Origin of the sequence: Clostridium sp. MCC344 (assembly GCF_018785365.1) — a bacterium.
Taxonomy (GTDB): Bacteria; Bacillota; Clostridia; order Lachnospirales; family Lachnospiraceae; genus Pilosibacter.
Genome location: NZ_WQPQ01000086.1, coordinates 105489 through 124308, shown reverse-complemented (window position 1 = coordinate 124308; position 18820 = coordinate 105489). Strand labels below are relative to the sequence as shown.

14 protein-coding genes are annotated in these 18820 nt (G+C 49.8%); 3 read left to right on the top strand and 11 right to left on the bottom strand.

Going from position 1 to position 18820, the window contains the following annotated elements; genetic code table 11:
• Positions 1-2: 2 nt before the first annotated feature.
• The 5 genes from murB to GPK90_RS17320 form a co-directional block, all read right to left on the bottom strand.
• Positions 3-872 (bottom strand): UDP-N-acetylmuramate dehydrogenase, encoded by an 870-nt coding sequence (gene murB, locus GPK90_RS17340; protein WP_118298940.1) that lies wholly within the window; start codon positions 870-872, stop codon positions 3-5.
• Positions 873-931: 59 nt separating this feature from the next.
• Positions 932-1861, bottom strand: a complete 930-nt coding sequence (gene hprK / locus GPK90_RS17335) for an HPr(Ser) kinase/phosphatase (RefSeq protein WP_118532421.1) — start codon at positions 1859-1861, stop codon at positions 932-934.
• 280 nt (positions 1862-2141) lie between these two features.
• The gene (gene uvrC / locus GPK90_RS17330) at positions 2142-4079 is read right to left on the bottom strand and encodes an excinuclease ABC subunit UvrC (RefSeq protein WP_118532314.1); all 1938 of its coding nucleotides are present in this window, start codon (positions 4077-4079) and stop codon (positions 2142-2144) included.
• Entirely contained in the window at positions 4076-4735 is a 660-nt protein-coding gene (locus GPK90_RS17325; protein WP_243022328.1) for a DUF1653 domain-containing protein, read from the bottom strand. The genes uvrC and GPK90_RS17325 overlap by 4 nt, the downstream gene beginning before the upstream one ends.
• 224 nt (positions 4736-4959) lie before the next feature.
• On the bottom strand, positions 4960-6321 hold the full coding sequence (locus tag GPK90_RS17320; protein WP_215703541.1) for a putative glycoside hydrolase: 1362 nt from the start codon (positions 6319-6321) through the stop codon (positions 4960-4962).
• A 251-nt stretch (positions 6322-6572) separates the two neighbouring features.
• Between GPK90_RS17320 and GPK90_RS17315 the strand changes: the two genes are divergently transcribed.
• Entirely contained in the window at positions 6573-8051 is a 1479-nt protein-coding gene (locus GPK90_RS17315) for a DUF1846 domain-containing protein (RefSeq protein ID WP_252197570.1), read from the top strand.
• A 197-nt stretch (positions 8052-8248) separates the two neighbouring features.
• Here GPK90_RS17315 and GPK90_RS17310 read toward each other — a convergent pair whose 3' ends face one another.
• Together GPK90_RS17310 and GPK90_RS17305 are read right to left on the bottom strand one after the other, a co-directional pair.
• A complete protein-coding gene (locus tag GPK90_RS17310; RefSeq protein ID WP_118532318.1) occupies positions 8249-9946 on the bottom strand; it encodes an acyl-CoA dehydratase activase in 1698 nt (565 codons plus the stop codon).
• A 108-nt stretch (positions 9947-10054) separates the two neighbouring features.
• Positions 10055-11326, bottom strand: coding sequence for a 2-hydroxyacyl-CoA dehydratase subunit D (locus GPK90_RS17305; RefSeq protein ID WP_118532320.1), 1272 nt, complete (start codon positions 11324-11326; stop codon positions 10055-10057).
• Positions 11327-11769: 443 nt separating this feature from the next.
• On the opposite strand from GPK90_RS17305, the gene GPK90_RS17300 reads away from it, so the two are divergent.
• Positions 11770-12804 (top strand): L,D-transpeptidase, encoded by a 1035-nt coding sequence (locus tag GPK90_RS17300; protein ID WP_215703540.1) that lies wholly within the window; start codon positions 11770-11772, stop codon positions 12802-12804.
• A gap of 52 nt (positions 12805-12856) precedes the next feature.
• Here GPK90_RS17300 and GPK90_RS17295 read toward each other — a convergent pair whose 3' ends face one another.
• From GPK90_RS17295 to GPK90_RS17285, 3 genes are all read right to left on the bottom strand, one after another.
• Positions 12857-13267, bottom strand: coding sequence for a peptide deformylase (locus tag GPK90_RS17295; RefSeq protein WP_118532324.1), 411 nt, complete (start codon positions 13265-13267; stop codon positions 12857-12859).
• Between the two features lie 191 nt (positions 13268-13458).
• Positions 13459-13950: a low molecular weight protein-tyrosine-phosphatase gene (locus GPK90_RS17290; RefSeq protein WP_118298931.1), complete on the bottom strand. Its 492-nt coding sequence runs from the start codon at positions 13948-13950 to the stop codon at positions 13459-13461.
• Positions 13951-14148: 198 nt separating this feature from the next.
• Entirely contained in the window at positions 14149-15402 is a 1254-nt protein-coding gene (locus tag GPK90_RS17285) for an ATP-binding protein (protein ID WP_215703539.1), read from the bottom strand.
• 249 nt (positions 15403-15651) lie between these two features.
• Here GPK90_RS17285 and GPK90_RS17280 point away from each other — a divergent pair, with 249 nt between their 5' ends.
• Positions 15652-16728 (top strand): P1 family peptidase, encoded by a 1077-nt coding sequence (locus GPK90_RS17280; RefSeq protein ID WP_215703538.1) that lies wholly within the window; start codon positions 15652-15654, stop codon positions 16726-16728.
• A 363-nt stretch (positions 16729-17091) separates the two neighbouring features.
• Here GPK90_RS17280 and GPK90_RS17275 read toward each other — a convergent pair whose 3' ends face one another.
• Entirely contained in the window at positions 17092-18783 is a 1692-nt protein-coding gene (locus GPK90_RS17275) for a recombinase family protein (RefSeq protein WP_005936058.1), read from the bottom strand.
• Positions 18784-18820 lie beyond the last annotated feature (37 nt).

The following is an 18820-nucleotide window of genomic DNA, read 5'->3' as shown; positions in this document are numbered from 1 at the left end:
TCCTAGAAATCCCCTAATAATTTTACTTCCATCTCCAGATCCACGCCGGAATTTTCCTTCACCCGTCGTTTCACCTCATTGCAGAGTTCCAGGATATCCGCCGCCGTTCCATGATCCTTATTGATCACGAAACCTGCGTGTTTTTCGGAAACTGCTGCGCCTCCGACAGAAAATCCCTTCAATCCGGCATCCTCGATCAGCTTTCCGGCAAAATATCCCTCCGGCCTCTTAAAGGTGCTTCCGGCGCTCGGATACTCTAACGGCTGTTTTTCTTTTCGCTTTGCCGCGAGTTCTTCCATCTTTTCCCGGATCGCGCCCGGATCACCCGTTGTCAGGCTAAACGCTGCGCGCACTGCGAAGAGACCACGGCGCTCCAGCGCACTCGTTCTGTATCCGAGCTCCAGCTCCTCATTCTTCAGCCGCTTTACCGTCCCGTACCGGTCCATCACGTCCGCCCACAAGAGCACGTTCTTCATCTCGGAACCATATGCACCCGCGTTCATCATGACTGCGCCGCCGACGGTCCCGGGAATGCCCGCCGCAAATTCCAGACCGGTAAGCTTCTCTCTCGCCGCCGTGTTCGCAAGCTTTGAGAGCATCACACCGGCTCCGGCGATGATACTGTTTTCGTTTTTATAAACCTCCAGCTCCGTAAGCCGCTCCGTGCTGATGATCGTGCCTCGAAAGCCTTTATCTCCCACGAGGAGATTGCTCCCGTTTCCGACCATGTACCACGGCTTTCCGGACGCTTTACAGTCCAGAACTGCCTCGCGGAGTTCTCCCTCTGATTCCGGAATCATGAACCGGTCTGCCGGGCCGCCGACGCGGAACGATGTGTGCCGCGCCATCGGCTCATTTGTTCTGATTTCCATGAATGTTTCTCCTTCTTATATAATTCCACCTGCACTTTTATCCAGAGCAGGCTGTGCGATCATTCGCTGCGTTTCGCGATGTTCGCCTGCACGCGGTTGTAGAGTTCCTGGGCCGCATTGTATCCCATCTTTTTCTGACGGTAATTGACCGCCGCAGACTCTACGATGACTGCCAGGTTACGTCCTGGACGGACCGGAATGTTGTGGCAGATCACTTTATTTCCAAGGAATTCCGTGTACTGGTCTTCAAGACCGAGGCGGTCATATTCCTTATTCTTATCCCACTCTTCGAGTTTGATGACCATGTCGATGGACTGGGTGTCCTTGACGCTCTCGACGCCAAACAGGGTCTTTACATCGATGATGCCGATCCCGCGCACCTCGATCAGGTATCTTGTGATATCCGGGGCAGAGCCGACAAGTGTTTCATCGCTGACCTTGCGGATCTCCACCACATCGTCGCTGACGAGACGGTGACCTCGTTTGATCAGCTCCAGAGCCGCCTCACTCTTACCGATCCCGCTCTCACCTGTGATCAGGACGCCTTCGCCGAATACATCGACAAGAACTCCGTGGATACTGATGCACGGAGCAAGCTTTGCCTTTAACCAGCGGATGACCTCCGCCATCGTGTCGGATGTCGGTTTCGAGGAGAGAAGACATGGAACACCGTAGTGGCTGCAGAGTTCTGTAACCTCCGGCTCCGGAATCTGATTTCTGCAAAATACGAGGCACGGGATCTTGCTGGAGATCAGCTTGTCATACATCGCAATCCTGCGCTCTCTGGAAAGTCCGGAGAGATATGCGATCTCCACATTTCCGATCATCTGCACGCGCTCGTTGTCAAAATGCGCGTAAAATCCGGTGAGCTGAAGCGCCGGACGATTGACATCCGGGTGGGAAACGACGATCTTTTCGGAATCCAGCTCCGGTGTCAGGTTTTTGAAATCCATTTTTTCTATTAATTCGGCTATGGTAACTCCGTACATGATGAAGTTCTCCTTTCTGTATCTGTCTGCTGACATACATAACCTGCGATTGTTCTTTTTGTTCCTGTTTTAACTCCAAACCGGCAGTCCCGCAGAGTCTGACGGCTTCGCATCGTGCTGACTTTGAACACTTCTCTTCAGTCTTTTTCTCTCTGCGCACAGTTATCTTCATCCTATCATATCACGGGCAGAATGTCACGAAATTGTTACTTCTCACGGGTAGGAATTTTCTGAACTGAAAATTCCGTATGATACAGTTTTGGGGGCACGAAATTTTCATCTACTCTGAGATCTGAGGCATACGGTCTTTTTCACGGAAATACGTATACACACTCTCCGCCGCGCGCTTATTCATTCCCTCTGTACTCTCAAGTTCCTCCAGGGAGGCGTCCCGCACCGCTTCCAGTGACTTAAATCTCCGCATCAGCGCCTTTCTTCTCGCCGGACCGATCCCTTCAATATCATCCAGGATCGAATGGACCTGTGCTTTGCTTCGCAGACTCCTGTGATATTCGATCGCAAACCGGTGGGCCTCATCCTGGATCCTCGTCACAAGCTTGAATCCCTCGGAATGGCGGTCGATCGGGATCTCCACATTATTATAGTAGAGACCTCTCGTCCGGTGGTTGTCGTCCTTTACCATGCCGCAGACCGGGATATCGAGCCGCAGCTCATCGAGGACCTTCAGTGCGATATTCACCTGTCCGCGTCCGCCGTCCATGAGGATCAGATCCGGGAATCTCGTAAAGCTTCCGAATCTTCCGTCCAGTGCTTCCTCTCCGTCTTCCCGGTTCTTCCTTTCTTCTTCCAGCTCCTCCATCCCGTGGGTAAACCGGCGCGTCAGGACCTCCTCCATGGACGCGTAATCGTTCGGGCCCTGGACCGTCCTGATCTTAAATTTCCGGTAGTCATTCCTCTTCGGTCTTCCATCCTCAAAGACCACCATCGAGCCGACCGACTCAAACCCGCTGATGTTGGAGATATCGTAGGCCTCCATCCGGCGGACTTTTCCAAGTCCCAGCCACTCGCCCACCTGGTTCATGGCGCCGATGGTCCGGAGCTCCTCCCGCTTGATCTTATCTTTATCCTGATCGAGCACAAGCTTCGCGTTCTTCTCCGCAAGCTCCACCAGGCGCTCTTTCTGCCCTTTTTTCGGGACCAGGAATTTTACCGCCTGCCCGCGGCGCTTCGTGAGCCATTCCGCGATCAGGTCCATCTCCGGGAACTTTTCCTGAACCCAGATCTCTCTCGGGATAAACGGAGTTCCCGCGTAGAACTGCTTTACGAAGCTTCCGATGATCTGATAATTATTGTCCGCCGTAGACGCGGAGACACGGAAATGTTCCCGTCCGATCATCTTTCCGTCGCGGACAAAGAATACCTGGACCACCGCATCCGCCTCATCCCGCGCCATGGCGATCACATCGCGGTCCTCCATGCTCTGGCTCGTGATCTTCTGCTTCTGGGCGACCTGCTTCACACTGTTTAAGAGTTCCCGGTACTCGATGGCCTGCTCATACTCCATCGCATCGGAGGACGCCATCATCTTCTCCTCCAGCATCGTCAAGACCGGCGTATATTTTCCGTCCAGGAACTCGATGACCTCGGAGACGGACTTTTTATATTCTGCCTCGGAGATATAGCCCTGGCAGGGTGCCGAGCACTGTTTAATGTGGTAATTCAGACACGGGCGGTCCTTTCCGATATCTTTCGGAAGGTTCCTGCTGCATGTCCGGATCTTCCAGAGCTTGTGGATCAGATCGATCGTGTCCTTTACCGCCCCGGCGCTGGTGTACGGTCCGAAATACCGGCATTTGTCCTTCTTCATCGTTCTGGAGAACAGGACTCTCGGGAACGGCTCGTCCGTCGTAACCTTGATATAAGGATACGTCTTGTCATCCTTTAACATCGTATTATAACGAGGTCTGTGTTCCTTGATCAGGTTGCACTCCAGAACGAGTGCCTCCAGCTCCGAATCTGTGATGATGTACTCAAACCGGGCGATCCTCGAGACCATCTTTTCGATCTTCGCAGTCTTGTTGCGGCTGCTCTGGAAATACTGGCGCACACGGTTCTTTAAGCTGATCGCTTTTCCTACATATATGATCTCATCGTGCTTATCATGCATGAGATAAACTCCCGGCGATGCTGGGAGTTTTTTCAGCTCTTCTTCTATATTAAAGGTCGGGCGCTCATAAGAATTTTCCTTTTCTGTCAACGCAATCTCTCCCCGTCAAACTTTCTGATCATCGCCAGGTGGCGCTTGATGAACATGATCTGAGACAAGCTATCATCACAGCCAGCCGGCGGATTGATGTCCAGGACCAGACAGATGTCATCGAGTTCCTTCCGGGTCGCATGCGCGGAAAGCTTCGTCAGACATTCCAGCATCCGGTCGTAATTCTTCTCGTCCATCGCATCAAAGAAGTCCAGAAGATCCTGGCTGACCGTCGGTTCTTCCTCCGGCGCCTGTCCGGCTGTCATCTGCACGTTCCTGCTTTCGCTGGCCGCTGCTGACTGTTTCGCTGCCGGATTTTTTGCGTCCTGATCAATGGTTTTCGCATCATTTTTTTCCGGCTGGGCATTTTCAGGAGCTGATTTCGTTCCGGACTGACCTGCATCTTTCGGTTTCACGAGACGTACTCTCTCAAACCTGTATTTCTGGGCCGCATCCGGGTATTTCTCCCGGTCGACCTCCTCTAAAAACATCGATAACGGGCGCACCCACACCTTGAAATCTCCGTACAGAGCCTGGTAGACGACCATCTCCTCCCCGGTCTCCGAGTGGGTTGCGACCGCAATGATCTGGTATAACTTATTTTTAAAGTGCCGGTAGAATTCTCCCGGCACTGGTGTTTTACGAATCTGTTCCATTTTTTGTTCTCCATTCTGCCGGGTCCGGCCGCCCCTTTCAGGACGGTGTCTCCTTTGGCATAAGGTTCTATGACTTTACTCTCTGCTCTGTCAGGCCGACAGGCGTTTTTCAGACGCCGGCCGGTCCAGACATAAAGTTTTGTGACTATATTTTTCGATTTCTGCTGTATGTTGCAGAATTTTCAGTTTAGGAAATTTCTGCCCGTGTACAATAGCATACTTTTCTATTGCTGCGCGGTTTCTGCCGCGGACTCAGCCTCAGAAGTCCCGTCAGCATCTTCACCCGCTGTCTCGCCTTCTTCAGAAGTTTCTGTCGAAACTTCCGCCGCAGCCGCGCTGCTTCCGTCCGCAGAAAGTCCCTCTAAGTGGTATTTATTCGCAGCGCTCCACAGCATCCATTCCTCATATCCGGCATCCTGCACGGCGCGGACTTCCTCTGCGACCTCAGCGGCCCCGTAGGTGATATAATTGCCCTCTCCGAGGTATGTCGCCGTAAAGTCCTGAAGCCACGGGCGCACAATCGCCTGGCGGCTCTCATGGTTATCGGCTCTCGACGCGTCCAGCAGGACTTTTCCGGACTTCTGGAGCGCTCCGAAGATCGTCTTATAAGGTTCCATGTCCGGATGCTCCAGCCCGAAGTTTCCGGAACTGTAGTGGGACGGATAGATCATCGGACAGATATAATCGAGGATCTTCGCCATCTCCGTATAATCCTGGCCGACAGCGCTGGAATCCACTCCGCTCCCGATGATCGTGCCGAACACATCTGCCGACACGAAAAGTCCCTGGGATGCGAGATTTTCATATAAATAATTGGCACACTCCAGGATCGTATCCGTCTTGGAACGTCCCCGGATCACCGCATCATCGTAGACGACCTGTCCGGCCGATGCCTCATTCGGGAATCTCAGATAATCGAACTGGACCTCATCAAAGCCAAGTTCCTTCGCCTCATTCCCAACTTCCAGAAGATAATCCCAGACTTCGTGGCGATACGGATCCACCCAGGCCATCCCCTGGCGATCCCGGTACAGACTTCCGTCCGGCAGTGTCAGACTCCACTCCGGCTTCTTCTCCGCAAGGTAAGAATCCCGGAAAGCCGCAACTCTCGCGATCACATAGAGATCCCGTTCCTTCAGGCTTTCGATCAGGCTTTTCATATCACGGACGTAAGGAATGCTGGCACCGATCTCATTCACGGTCGCAGCGCTCACCGGGCATGTGATCCTCCCCTGGTCCTCCTTAAAGTCGATGACCACCGCGTTGATCCCAGCCGCCAGGGCGCCGTCCAGAACTCCGTTTAAGACTTCCCCATTTCCGGCCACAGGACCTGTGATGTAGATGCCGCGGACTTTCTTCGCCTCACGCCCGGGAAGCGCCGGGTTCGAGGAATCCACGATCCGCACGGAGATTGTTTTGTTCTTATCTTCTCCGGCATCCTCGATCACCAGGACACCGCTGGTCTCCTGCGCACGCTCCGCTTCCGCTGTTGTCTCTGCCGCCTCTGTCTCCTCCGCTGCCGGTCTTCCGCATGCTGATAACAGCAGGATCCCCGCCATGGAGAACGCAAATAGCATTTTTTTCATATTTGTCCTTCCTGTTCTTCTCCCATAGTTATCATCATCATAGCATAAGTATATGGATTTTGGAAAGAAAAATTAAAAAACTACTGTTCAAAATGATGTTTTTGGTGGATAATAGATAGACGGGTACAATAAAACAATATGAAACCGATCCAGACGTCCACCCCATGACGGCTTTGTCCGCCCGGATGTCTTTCAGGAATGCCCTGAACCGGATCTTTTCATTTATCATGATTAAGAGGAGAAGAGAACAAATGATTAAGCAGGGTTTCGACAACGATAAATACCTCGCCATGCAGTCTGACCATATCCGTGAGAGAATCAGCAAATTCGGCGATAAATTATATCTGGAGTTCGGCGGCAAGCTGTATGATGATTACCATGCATCCCGCGTGCTTCCGGGTTTTGAACCGGACAGCAAACTCCGCATGCTGATGCAGCTCGCTGACCAGGCGGAGATCGTCATCGCGATCAACGCCGCTGATATCACAAAGAACAAAGTGCGCTACGATCTGGGCATTACATACGACCTCGACGTGCTGCGCCTGATCCGAGTATTCACCGACCGCGGACTCTATGTCAGCAGCGTCGTGATCACCCGCTACGTTGACACACCGGCGATCCAGCAGTTCAAACACAAACTGGAAAAGCTCGGTCTTAAGGTTTACCGCCACTACGAGATTGACGGCTACCCGAGCAATATCCCGCTCATCGTCAGCGATGAAGGTTACGGAAAGAACGATTATGTCGAGACAACACGTCCGCTCGTCGTTGTCACAGCTCCGGGACCGGGAAGCGGAAAGATGGCAACCTGCCTTTCCCAGCTCTACCATGAAAACAAACGCGGCGTAAAGGCCGGATACGCAAAATTCGAGACTTTCCCGATCTGGAACCTCCCGTTAAAGCATCCGGTAAACTTAGCTTACGAGGCCGCTACCGCTGACTTAAACGACGTAAACATGATCGATCCGTTCCATCTGGAAGCTTACGGAAAGACTACCGTCAACTACAACCGTGACGTTGAGATCTATCCGGTGCTGAGCGCGATCTTTGAAGGGATCTTCGGCGAATGCCCGTACAAGTCCCCGACCGATATGGGGGTCAACATGGCCGGACTCTGCATCTTTGATGATGATGCGTGCCGGGAAGCTTCCTGCCAGGAGATCATCCGCCGCTACTACCAGGCGCTTGAAAAAGTCGTAAAAGACGATTCCTGCCAGAACGAAGCATACAAGATCGAGCTCATCATGAAGCAGGCAAAGATCTCCCCGAATGACCGCCCGGTTGTTCCGGCTGCCATCGAACTTGCGAAGAAAACCGGCGCTCCGGCAGCTGCAATGGAGCTTCCGAACGGAAAGATCGTTCTCGGAAAGACAAAGGAACTCCTCGGTGCTTCCGCAGCTGTTCTCTTAAACGCTGTGAAAGAACTCGGCGGGATCGACCACTCCATCGACCTGATCTCCCCGGAGTCCATCGCTCCGATCCAGGAGTTAAAGGTCCGCTATCTCGGCAGCGTCAACCCGAGACTGCACACTGACGAGGTGCTGATCGCACTCTCCACCTGTGCCGCTACTGATGACAACGCCCGGATCGCGTTAGAGCAGCTCCCGAAACTCCGCGGCTGCCAGGTCCACACGACCGTTATGCTCTCCAATGTTGATAAAAATATCTTTAAGAAACTCGGCATCGATGTTACATGCGAGCCGGTTCAGGAAGATAAGAAGATCGGGTAAAAGAATTACATTCCAATGATAAATCCATTGTTCCGGGGGACGAGCATCCGCACAGACCATTTATCACATTCATAAATTACATATGAGATGCGCTTGCAGCTACTCCCACAAAAAGCTTATCTGGCTGAGACAAAATCCGCCATTCTGCCATGAAATTAGTTTTCATGACGGAATGACGGATTTTTTACTCTTTTTCCTTACTTCGCAGCCTGGCACTTCTCGTACGCAAACAATGCCGCACCGAGTGCTCCGCAGAGCTGCGCCTCATCGCAGATATAGAGTTTCGCGCCGAGTTTCTCCTCCAGCGCCTCAACGATTCCCTGGTTCTGCGCAACGCCGCCGGTCATCATGTACTCGCCAGGATTGTTCTGTCCGAGGCGGGCCGCCAGCGCGCCGACCTTGGAAGCAACGGACACATTCAGACCGTGAATGATATCTGCCACATCTTTATTCTGTGCCACGAGCGATACGACCTCCGACTCTGCGAACACGGTACACATACTGGAGATCACCACATTGTTCTTCCATTTCAGACCTCTCGTGCTCATCTCCTCCAGGGAAAGTCCCAGTGTTCTCGCCATCATCTCCAGGAAACGTCCCGTTCCGGCCGCACATTTATCGTTCATCAGGAAGTTCTTGACCGCGCCGTTCTCATCGATGCTGATCGCCTTGATGTCCTGTCCGCCGATGTCGATGACAGTGCGGACATTCGGATTCAGATAATGGGCGCCTTTCGCATGGCAGGTGATCTCCGTGATGCTGTCGTCACCACTGTCGATGTAGGCACGTCCGTATCCTGTCGTATCAATGCGGACGATCTCTTCCTTTTTAATTCCCGCTTTCTCCACGGCCAGCTCCAGGCTCTTCTCCGCGCTCATGGTCGCTCCTCCGCCGGTCGGGATGATCATCGTGGACTTGATCTTTCCGTCCTGATCCAGGATCACAACATCGGTACTTGTGGATCCGCTGTCAATTCCCGCTACATAATAAACTCCTGATGCCATCTTCTCTCTTGCCTCCTCGCTGATTCCTTTTCCCGGGTCCATGTCCTCCGAACCTTCGATCGTCTCCGAGAATGCCTGGATCCTCGTCAGAAGCTGTCCGGCACTCTGGCTCGTAAAGTCCGTCTCGATCTTCAAAAGCGGGACTTTGATGTTTTTCTTGATGCTCGCGTACTCAAATCCATAGTAATCGCAGAATTTGATCGTGTGATAAATGATCCCCTTTAAATTCGGGTCCAGATAGAGAGCTGTTCTCCTTGAACTCTGGTTCATGCGGAAGCACGGCATCTGCCCCAAAAGTCCGTCCGCATAGGCGAGGAACATCGCGTCCTCATCCATCTTTTCCAGTTCCTCCGGAGTCACTGTCAACCGTCTTCCTCCGGTACAGGTGAGGTTATCCACATCCATCCGGATGTTTTCCCGGATCATGTCTTCCAGGACACCGCTGACACGCACGCCGAGAACGCCGATATATGGTTTCGTCTCTGTGCGAAGTTTCGCGAAAGAATGGAAAAATGCAGCTTTATCAAATGTTTTCCCGGAATACTTCTCATACGCCTCTTTCAGGCGGCGGATCGCTGCCGCAAACTTTTCCTTCTCGCACTCATTGTCGTCATGCGGGAGATCCAGCATATACAGAAATTTGCATTTTCCTGTGCTCGCAGCGATATCGTACACGCGGCGCATGGAGTCACAGCAGTTCACCATGACAAGCTCATCCGCTTTTCCCTGCAGAACTGCCTGGATCACGGATTTTCCGAATCCGCAGAGATTTGCATGGGCGATCTGGTCCGACATCTCGAAGTTCTCCGGCATCTCCTCCAGGACCGCGCATGTTTCCCCGAAGCCCGCAAACAGCTCGATCGGGGTGTATTTACAGACATAATGTATCATGAAATTTTCTCCTTTTTGTAATCAATTCGTTTTTACAAGTCAAAGGATGTTCGCAATCCTCTTTCGCAGCTTGCTTCATTTCGTCAAATATTTTTTATCTGGAATCGATTACTCACTTTTCGCCTTCTCCAGCATTTCAATGAATGCCTGAAGTCTCGTTGAAACCTGACCGTCGCTGGTGTTGGCCGGATTGCATCCGTCCCCGTCGAGGATCATGGTCGGCAGTCCGTCTTTCTCCAGGGAGCTCTTGATCAGGCTCGACGCGCCGATCGTTCCCTTGCATCCCCAATGGGCAAACAGGATCGCGCCGTCCACATCCGTCTCCTTTGCGAGGTTCTTTGCGGCCTCGATCCTCTGGTTCACATTCCCGTTATAGATGCAGTTTACCATCTTCTCCGCCATCGCCTCGTACGGATCCTCATGATGCATCTCCTGGAATCCATCGGCGATGAAATCGCAGGCGCGGATGTGCATCTTCTGATTGTAGTTGAATACTTCCTTCACCGGCTCCTGCAAAAACGGCATGATGTGCATCCAGAGAACATGGAGTCCTTCGCCCTTCGGGGCTTTCTTCACATCCTCAAGGAGAAGTTTCGTGTATTTCACTGCCTCTTCCGATCCGGCCATCAGATGGCACATGAAGAGTGCATACAATTCATTCGTCAGGGATGTGACAGGATCGTGGTCCTTTCTCAGGGCAAGCTGCGCCCGATAGTTTTCAGATGCCTTCCTGCTGTTCGCGACCGCCTTTGCGACTGCTTCCTCCGTGATCTTCTTTCCTGTCACTTCCTCCAGGAATCCCTTCAGCTTTCTCAGCTGGTCCGCAACATATTTTACGGAGTCCTCATTTTTCTCATACGGAACATCGATATAAAAGCCCTCGCATCCGAAATTATCTTTCAGATACGGAAATGTCATCATGTTGCCGTCACACGCAAGGTTCGTGTAGACCGTGCATTTCGGTTTCGGGAGAAGTCCGCTGAGCGCCGCTCCGAGGAACACCCTATGGTACGAGCACATGGTCTCGGGGAATCCCTCTTCCTCCGTTCTTCTCAAAAATGCCTGCTCACATTTCGTTCCGGCGATAAAGCAGGACAGCGCCTCCACCGAGTACGGGGTAAGGCCTGCTGCCGTCACGAGCTCGCCCGGGACAAAAATGCTGACCATCGCCGCCTGCTCCGGTTTTGCAAGCGCTTCAATGATGTTCTTCATGACAATCTTCGCCACATACTGTCCGGATTCCGGCAGTGCGCGGTCCGGGAAAAGCTGCAGCTTTTTCTCCTGCATGCGGTAACCGGTGAGGAGAAGTCGCCGTGCTTTCTCCGGATCCTTCATGGCCTCTGTTCCCACGATATTTCCGAATTTGTCTACGATATTCATTGTAGTTCACTTCCTTTGATGTCTTGTTGTGCGGGTCCTGAATCTTACCCGCTGTCTTTTATCTGATGAACTGCATTTTGCAGAACATTCATAATACGCTCACTTTGCGTAACTGTTACCATTTTGTTAATAAAAATGGCTGCTTATTCATGTTTTATCGGGGCTGGGAATTCAGGGATCCGGCATCTGTAAACCGATATCGGATCCCCGGATTTTGAGCCCTGATATTTTATTATAGTCATTTTTTTCGAAAAGTAAAGATTTTCGAACGATTGGGGACTGCGTGAAGTCCATGTAGCAGGATTTTCAGAAAAAGGATTGATTTTTTCCAGTGATATACTTAGAATAAAAAGCGAAGCTGTTTCGGTTCCTCTGTGTGGAACGCGAGGCAGCTATATTCATGTGAAAAAGAATTTTATTTTTACCTTCAGGAGAACCTCATTATGAATCAGAAAACAAAATATACACTCCGCACCTGCCTCGGCGCAGCCTTCGCAGCACTGCTCATCAACCCGTTGGCCTCCTATGCAGGAACATGGTCCAATCAGGGAGGACCGAACCAGTGGAAATACGATCTCGGAGACGGCTCCTACGCCGCAGACGGCTGGTACTGGATCGATTCCGACCAGGACGGCATGGAAGAATGCTACTACTTTGATAAAAAAGGCCAGCTGCTGGCCGGAACAAGAACTCCGGACGGCTTCCAGGTCGATTCCGATGGCCGCTGGACTGTAAACGGCATGGTGAAACAGCGGGAGACTCCGCCGGAGGACCTTACGACCGGGATTCATGAGACGGCTGACGGTCTGATCTACCGGAATGAGAGCGGTAAGCTCACGAAAAATGGCTGGCAGAATGCAAACAACAACTGGTACTACTTTGATTCCGACGGATATGCCGTCAAGGGCTGGCAGTATATCAATGGATACAAATTTTATTTTGACGAAACTTCCTGCTCACTGATCCAGGATCTTGAAGGAATTCTCGCCGCACCGTCCTTCCGGATCACTGTTGACCGTTCCCGCTGCCAGGTTACCGTATATGCACCGGATGGAGACAACGGTTACATTATCCCGTACCGCACCTTTATCTGCTCCCCGGGAAAATCGAGCACTCCGACTCCGGTCGGAACCTTTAAACTCACGAACAAGTACCGCTGGCATGCTCTGGTAGAATCCACTTACGGACAGTACTGCACAAGACTCGGAAATACCAGCATTCTTTTCCACAGCGTTCCTGGAAAGACCACCAGCATCTATAATATTCCGGCAGCGGAATACAACAAGCTCGGGGAACCCGCCTCCCACGGCTGCATCCGCATGACCGTAGCTGACTGCAAATGGGTCTACGACCACTGCGCATCCGGAACAGTCGTCACCGTTGGCGACAACCTCGCCGCCCCGTTTGAGCGCTCGGCGGCAGAAAAGATCCCGGCTGAGCAGAACTGGGATCCGACGGATCCGGAGGTTGAGAAGTGAGTGAGAGAAAACAAGAACCTGGCAGCCGCCAGGTTCTTTCTCGATTATATATTTATATGAGGATTCCATTGCAGTGATCTATTTCATGCTGGATGATCTGCGCTGTCCATTCGGAATATTTTCCATGCCTCTTGACAAAATTCTGATCCAGGTAATCCACCTCGATCTCCTGGTACCTCGTGCATGGTCTCACACCGCTCAGCGAAAGACATCCCTCTTCCGTCTCGTACGGTCCGCTCTTCCTTGTGATCACCGGATTGATCATTGCAAACTGAAACGGTCCCACTGCCACAACAATAATATTCTTCTTCACCCCGATCATATTCGCCGCCATCCCGACACACCGGTCCAGATTCGCCCGCAGGGTGTCTAAAAGGTCTGTCACCACCTGCTTATCGGCTTCGGTCGCGTCCACAGACTTCTGCCTGAGGAACATGGGGTCATGAATGATCTTTTTTACCATATGTTTTTTCCTTTCTTATTACGATTCACGATTAGCTGTTCCGCAGAGTCTGATCTACATACTAACAGCTGGCTACACTATACCATCCTTTATCGTTTTCCATATCGAGTACACCATTCTGTCTCTCATCGAGTTACAGTACATGGTCACTCCTTTCCCATGCACCACAACAGGATTTTGCAGTTCAATAACTAATCCAAAAACTTTAATAATCCCTCACACCCGGCCGTCACATCCCGCCAGGTATCATCAAAATTCCCCGTATACCACGGGTCCGCCACATCCGGCACCTTGTCCAGGTTCCGCTTTCCCGCTTTAAGCTCTTTCCAGCCATCTCCGGCAAATTCCAGCATCTTATAGATCTTCTTCTCCGGATCACCGCCCGCGATCTGTGTTATATTCCTGATATTCGCCTGATCCATCCCGATCAGATAATCGAATTTCCGGTAATCCTCCCTCTCCATACATCTCGCAGTCTTCCCCGCGCAGGAGATGCCTGCCGCTGCCAGCTTCTTTCTCGTTCCGGGATGTACCGGGTTTCCGGTCTCCTCATAGGAGGTCGCCGCGGATTCGATATAAAATTCAGCGGAAAGGTTGTGTTTTGCTACGAGATCTTTAAAGTAGAACTCGGCGAGTGGGCTTCGGCAGATGTTGCCGAGGCAAATAAATAATACTTTTATCATAGTTTTGTTTCTCCTTGATTTACCCCGGAATGCCCTGTTTTGTGAGGGATTCCGGGGATTATGGTGATATGCTCTGAAATTACAGATTGTGGCAAATCAGAGCAAGATTGAGCAAGTTGTTACTACCTGTTAGGAGTAAATTGGGTAGTAACATGGGGTTCTTTGAATTTCTGAAACACTGTTTCAGGAACCCATGTCTTAACTAATAATATATTTTGTACCCTTGCCTTTTCCTTCCACTGTGATCACACCTTTTTGACGCATTTCTTTCAGTAGCTTTGTTGTCTTTGATTTACCAAAAGGTACATACGGTGCAACTTCGCTGATCGGCTTCAGCATCGTCTTGCTCAAAAGCTTATAAACTACAATTTCATCTTCTGTCAGATCAGCATTTTTTTCAAATATCGGAAGCACAATTTTTATAGCATTTTCCGAAACTTCAAAATCCGGTTTTATCAAAGCTTCTGCATAGAGTTGTTTTATTCTTGTAATTCCCGTTCCAAATATCTCTACGAATCCTAATCTATAAAATACATTGGCAAGATTTCTATTTCTTAAAACAGAAAGCTTTCCAGACAGATATTCTTCCTCTGTGATTCCGGACGGTAATCCACCAGGAGAAACAATATCGATTCGATCATCAAACATCGAAACTCTGATTTGTGAATCCACATCCCATACTCTATGAATCAGAGCATTGGCGATTGCTTCTCGAAAAGCAGCTTCCGGTATTTTCTCCATTTTCTTTCGATCAGCACCTTGTATTACTTCGTATTGATAATAGTCTCTGAATACCTCGATTGCCTTTTCATATACCTCTAAAACCGATATATTTTCAAAGGTTGATCTCTTTTGAATGATACTGATGTTTTCTCCGAATTTGACAATATCAATTCCGGGGAAATGATTTTTATCTGCCAAAAGTCCTGCCGCATTATTGAATCCATTTACATCGTCATATAAGTTCAATGTTTTCAGCGTATCCTTATCAAAATTTTCAATCCGGACAGTTTCTTTCAGTTTACGATGTAAAATTTCAAAGGACAGTTCCTGATCTTTGCAAGTCAATTCTTCAAATCGAATGTTTTTTCCATCCAGTACCAGCCTTGAAAACTCCAGAGTGTCTACTTCTATCGTTGCTGTATCATTCCGCTTGTAGGCTTTCGATTTATATAGATACGGCTTCTGAAGTCCACTTTTCACAGTAAGTTTTATCGTCTGGTCATTATTCTGTATTTCAAGCGTATAGTCCGGCTGCGGTGTAATGCTGTCATTGATTTTATTTTCAATATCCAGACAAGCTTGCTTGACATCCGGCAAACCTTTTATATTTCCATCATCATCTACACCAAAAAGAATGGTTCCGCCATCATAATTTGAAAAGGCACTGACTGTTTTTAAAAACGTGTTCGTAATCGTTTCCTTGAACTCCAATATTCTTGTTTCACGCATATCAATCGCCTCCATTTTGCTCTTATTGAATATATTATATGCAGAAATACGCAAAAAAGCAATCGTATTTTTTTACGATTGCTTTTTTGATTGTCTTGTATTCACCCTTACTTTTATTTTGCCGTTTTTTTGTCATCCTTGTAGATTGATGTCATTAAATCACTAATTTCCCCCCATCCTGTTTTTATTTCTCAAAAACTATGATACAATCATTAGAAATAGCCGACAAAATCCAAGGAGGAAATCAACGTGGAGAAAAAACGGATTCGGGACTTCGGAATTGTACCCGGAAGAGTGAAAACAGGAAAAAGAAATGCGATTACGGATGTACCTGGTGTACTGGTAGGACACTGTACTGTGAACACGGAAGAAAATCATACCGGTGTGACCGTGATCATCCCTGGACCGGATAATGCATTTGCAAATCACTATACGGCAGCAGCCTATGTCCACAATGGCTTTGGGAAAAGTGCCGGTCTGGTACAGGTAGAAGAGCTTGGGACTCTTGAAACACCGATTGCCCTTACAAATACGTTAAATGTCGGAAAGGTTTGGGATGCACTTGCCGGTATCGTGATCGAACAGTGTCAGAACGATGGGCTGGAACCCATGAGCATCAATCCGGTCGTTGGCGAGTGTAATGACTGCCGGATCAACCAGATCCAGAAACGTGCAGTTGGTGAAAAAGAAGTGCGGCAGGCTTTTGAGGCTGCTGCCGAGGAATTCGAAGAAGGGGATGTCGGTGCCGGTGCCGGTACCATCTGCTACGGCATGAAGGGTGGAATCGGCTCTGCATCCCGCGTGATCTGTATTGGCGAAAAGGAATACACCATCGGCGTTCTGGTTCAGTCAAACTTTGGTGCAACCGAAGATTTTGTACTGAACGGAGAGGCTGTTGGTCCAAAAATCCTGGAATGGAAGCAGGAAAAGAATGATATGGCTGCATCCGAAGAAGATAAAGGTTCGATCATGAGTATTCTGGCTACCGATCTCCCATTGACAAGCCGTCAGCTCAAACGGATTCTGAAAAGAACAGGAGTTGGCATCGCACGAACCGGCGGTTATACGGGACATGGAAGCGGAGAAGTCATGATCGGCTTTACAACCGCAAACCGGATCCCGTCCGGTCGTGAGGAGGAACTGCTCCAGATATCAGCAATTCCGGAGCATGTGATCAACCGGGCTTTTCTTGCTGCGGCGGAAGCCGAACAGGAAGCGATCTTAAATTCCATGACGGCTGCAAAACAGACCCGCGGAAGAGAGGGGGAGCTGTATTACAGCCTTGCAGAATATCTTAACGACAGGGAAGTCGAAACCTCAAAATAGACTTGAAGCACCATTTCCGGCATATCACCGGTTCTGGTGCTTCTTTCTTTTGACATGCTTTGCATAAGAAAGCTATCTATGCTTCCAACATCTTGCGTATTATCCAGCTCACGATCTGCCTCTGCTATTTTTCGGAAATACCCATTTTCGCAGAATCTGCATTTGCAAGGACTAAATCCACATTTTCCTAAATTTATAATGATCAAATGCTATACCCGCAGCCTACCTTTCCATGTTGATTATTCCGGGGCTCTCTGAGCCACCTGTCCGGAACCCCTTTGACAAGAGCTTTAAGGTCTCTGTGTTCGGAACTGTCTCACCCGTCTCCCTTAATTAAAGATATTGTTGGGTAAAAAAGAAAGGTCAGTCGATTTTGCCGATGAAGCGGTAGTAGATTTCTACTTCCTGCTCACGGCTTCCGTCCTCGCCCTTGACAGCTTCGTGGACGGTTATTTTTTCAATTAGAGTGTTCAGAAGTTCGGCGGTCAGCTCCACAGGGTTGACATACTGTTTCATCAGGGCAATCCACTTTTCAGCATCCGCTGCGGTCTGTACGGCGGCTTCCATCGTTTCGTGAAGCTGTCTTATTTTTGTTTCAAGCTCCTTTTGCTCGTTCTGGTACTTCTCGGACAGCATATTGAAGTTATACTCGGTTATGCGTCCGGCAGACCAGTCCTCATACATTTTAGCAAACAGCCCGTCAACCTCGGCTTTACGCTTCTCTGCCTTTTTCAGCTCCGCAGCCTGCTTTTTCTTCGCAGAGTTTCTTTCCCTGTCGCTGGCATTGAGCAGGCGTTTCAGCAGCTTGTCCTCGTCTTTCTGTGCCAGCATAGACCAGTATTGCAGTCTTGCAAGCACATAGGCATACAGTACATCATAGCGGATATAGTGCATGGAACACTGGCGTAATCCCTGCCCGTTCTTGCTGCAATGGTAGTACCCGTATGGGTTCTTATTCTGCTTGTTTTCCCCATAGGCTAAAGACCATCCGCAGTCTGCACATTTTATCAATCCTGCGAAAATCTGTGTCGTACCGTTTCTGCGTTTCCTGCGTCTGCTTGCAATCAGCTCCTGAACTTTTTGGAACACTTCTTCAGAAATGATGGCTTCGTGGGTATTTTCCACACGATACCATTCTTCCTGCGGCTTCCGCACCTTTTTCTTGTTCTTGAATGAAATGTTGCTCTGCTTGTTGTGAATGCTGTGACCGATGTAGGTTTCCTCTTTCAAAATGCTCTTGACCTGTGCTATCGTCCACGCATAGGCTTTTTCTGCGGGCGCACCGGCGTAGATATTGGCGAAAGTCCCGTATCTTTCATAGTTCAGCCAGCCGGGGGTAGGTACTTTTTCCTCCACCAGAATCCGTGTAATGCTGGCGGCTCCACGCCCGTGTACAGCAAGGTCAAAAATCTTCTCTACAATCCAGCGTGTTTCCGGGTCGATCAGAAGATGACCTTTTTTGTCCGGGTCTTTTACATAGCCCAGCGGTGCATAGGCTCCATAGTGTGCGCCATTGGCAAATCTTGTGTGCATGGCAGCCTTGACCTTTTTGCTGGTCTGTCGGGCGTGCATTTCATTCAGGATGTTTAAGAACGGTGCAAGCTCGCTTTCTCCGTTGATGGTGTCCACATTGTCATTGATGGCAATGTAGCGTACTCCCTTGCTGGGGAAATAGATTTCCGTGTACTGACCGGTCAGGATATAGTTTCTTCCCAGACGGGATAAGTCCTTTGTGACAACGCAGTTGATTTTCCCGTCTTCGATGTCATCAATCATCCTTTGGAAACTTGGACGCTCGAAATTTGTCCCACTCCATCCGTCGTCAATGTACTCGTCTACAACGGTCAGCCCATGCTCTGCGGCATACTGTCTAAGCATCATGCGCTGGGTCTGGATACTGCCGCTTTCCCCCTGTAATTCATCGTCACGGCTCAATCTCAAATATAGTGCAGTGTTATAAATCGTTGTATTGTATGGTTGTTTCACGGTTAAAAATCCTCCTTCTAAAAGAAACAACCCACGCTTATACAATACTCGCTGGTACAAGTATATCATAAGCGTGGGCTGATTGACAGTCGTTATTCCGTATTTT

Excerpts from the sequence above, each read along its gene's own strand:
- GPK90_RS17310 (WP_118532318.1), bottom strand. The coding sequence starts at position 9,946 with ATGATACATTATGTCTGTAAATACACCCCGATCGAGCTGTTTGCGGGC.
- GPK90_RS17305 (WP_118532320.1), bottom strand. The coding sequence starts at position 11,326 with ATGAATATCGTAGACAAATTCGGAAATATCGTGGGAACAGAGGCCATG.
- GPK90_RS17325 (WP_243022328.1), bottom strand. The coding sequence starts at position 4,735 with ATGGAACAGATTCGTAAAACACCAGTGCCGGGAGAATTCTACCGGCAC.
- GPK90_RS17315 (WP_252197570.1), top strand. The coding sequence starts at position 6,573 with ATGATTAAGCAGGGTTTCGACAACGATAAATACCTCGCCATGCAGTCT.
- GPK90_RS17295 (WP_118532324.1), bottom strand. The coding sequence starts at position 13,267 with ATGGTAAAAAAGATCATTCATGACCCCATGTTCCTCAGGCAGAAGTCT.
- GPK90_RS17285 (WP_215703539.1), bottom strand. The coding sequence starts at position 15,402 with ATGCGTGAAACAAGAATATTGGAGTTCAAGGAAACGATTACGAACACG.
- GPK90_RS17300 (WP_215703540.1), top strand. The coding sequence starts at position 11,770 with ATGAATCAGAAAACAAAATATACACTCCGCACCTGCCTCGGCGCAGCC.
- GPK90_RS17290 (WP_118298931.1), bottom strand. The coding sequence starts at position 13,950 with ATGATAAAAGTATTATTTATTTGCCTCGGCAACATCTGCCGAAGCCCA.
- murB (WP_118298940.1), bottom strand. The coding sequence starts at position 872 with ATGGAAATCAGAACAAATGAGCCGATGGCGCGGCACACATCGTTCCGC.
- hprK (WP_118532421.1), bottom strand. The coding sequence starts at position 1,861 with ATGTACGGAGTTACCATAGCCGAATTAATAGAAAAAATGGATTTCAAA.
- GPK90_RS17275 (WP_005936058.1), bottom strand. The coding sequence starts at position 18,783 with ATGATATACTTGTACCAGCGAGTATTGTATAAGCGTGGGTTGTTTCTT.
- GPK90_RS17320 (WP_215703541.1), bottom strand. The coding sequence starts at position 6,321 with ATGAAAAAAATGCTATTTGCGTTCTCCATGGCGGGGATCCTGCTGTTA.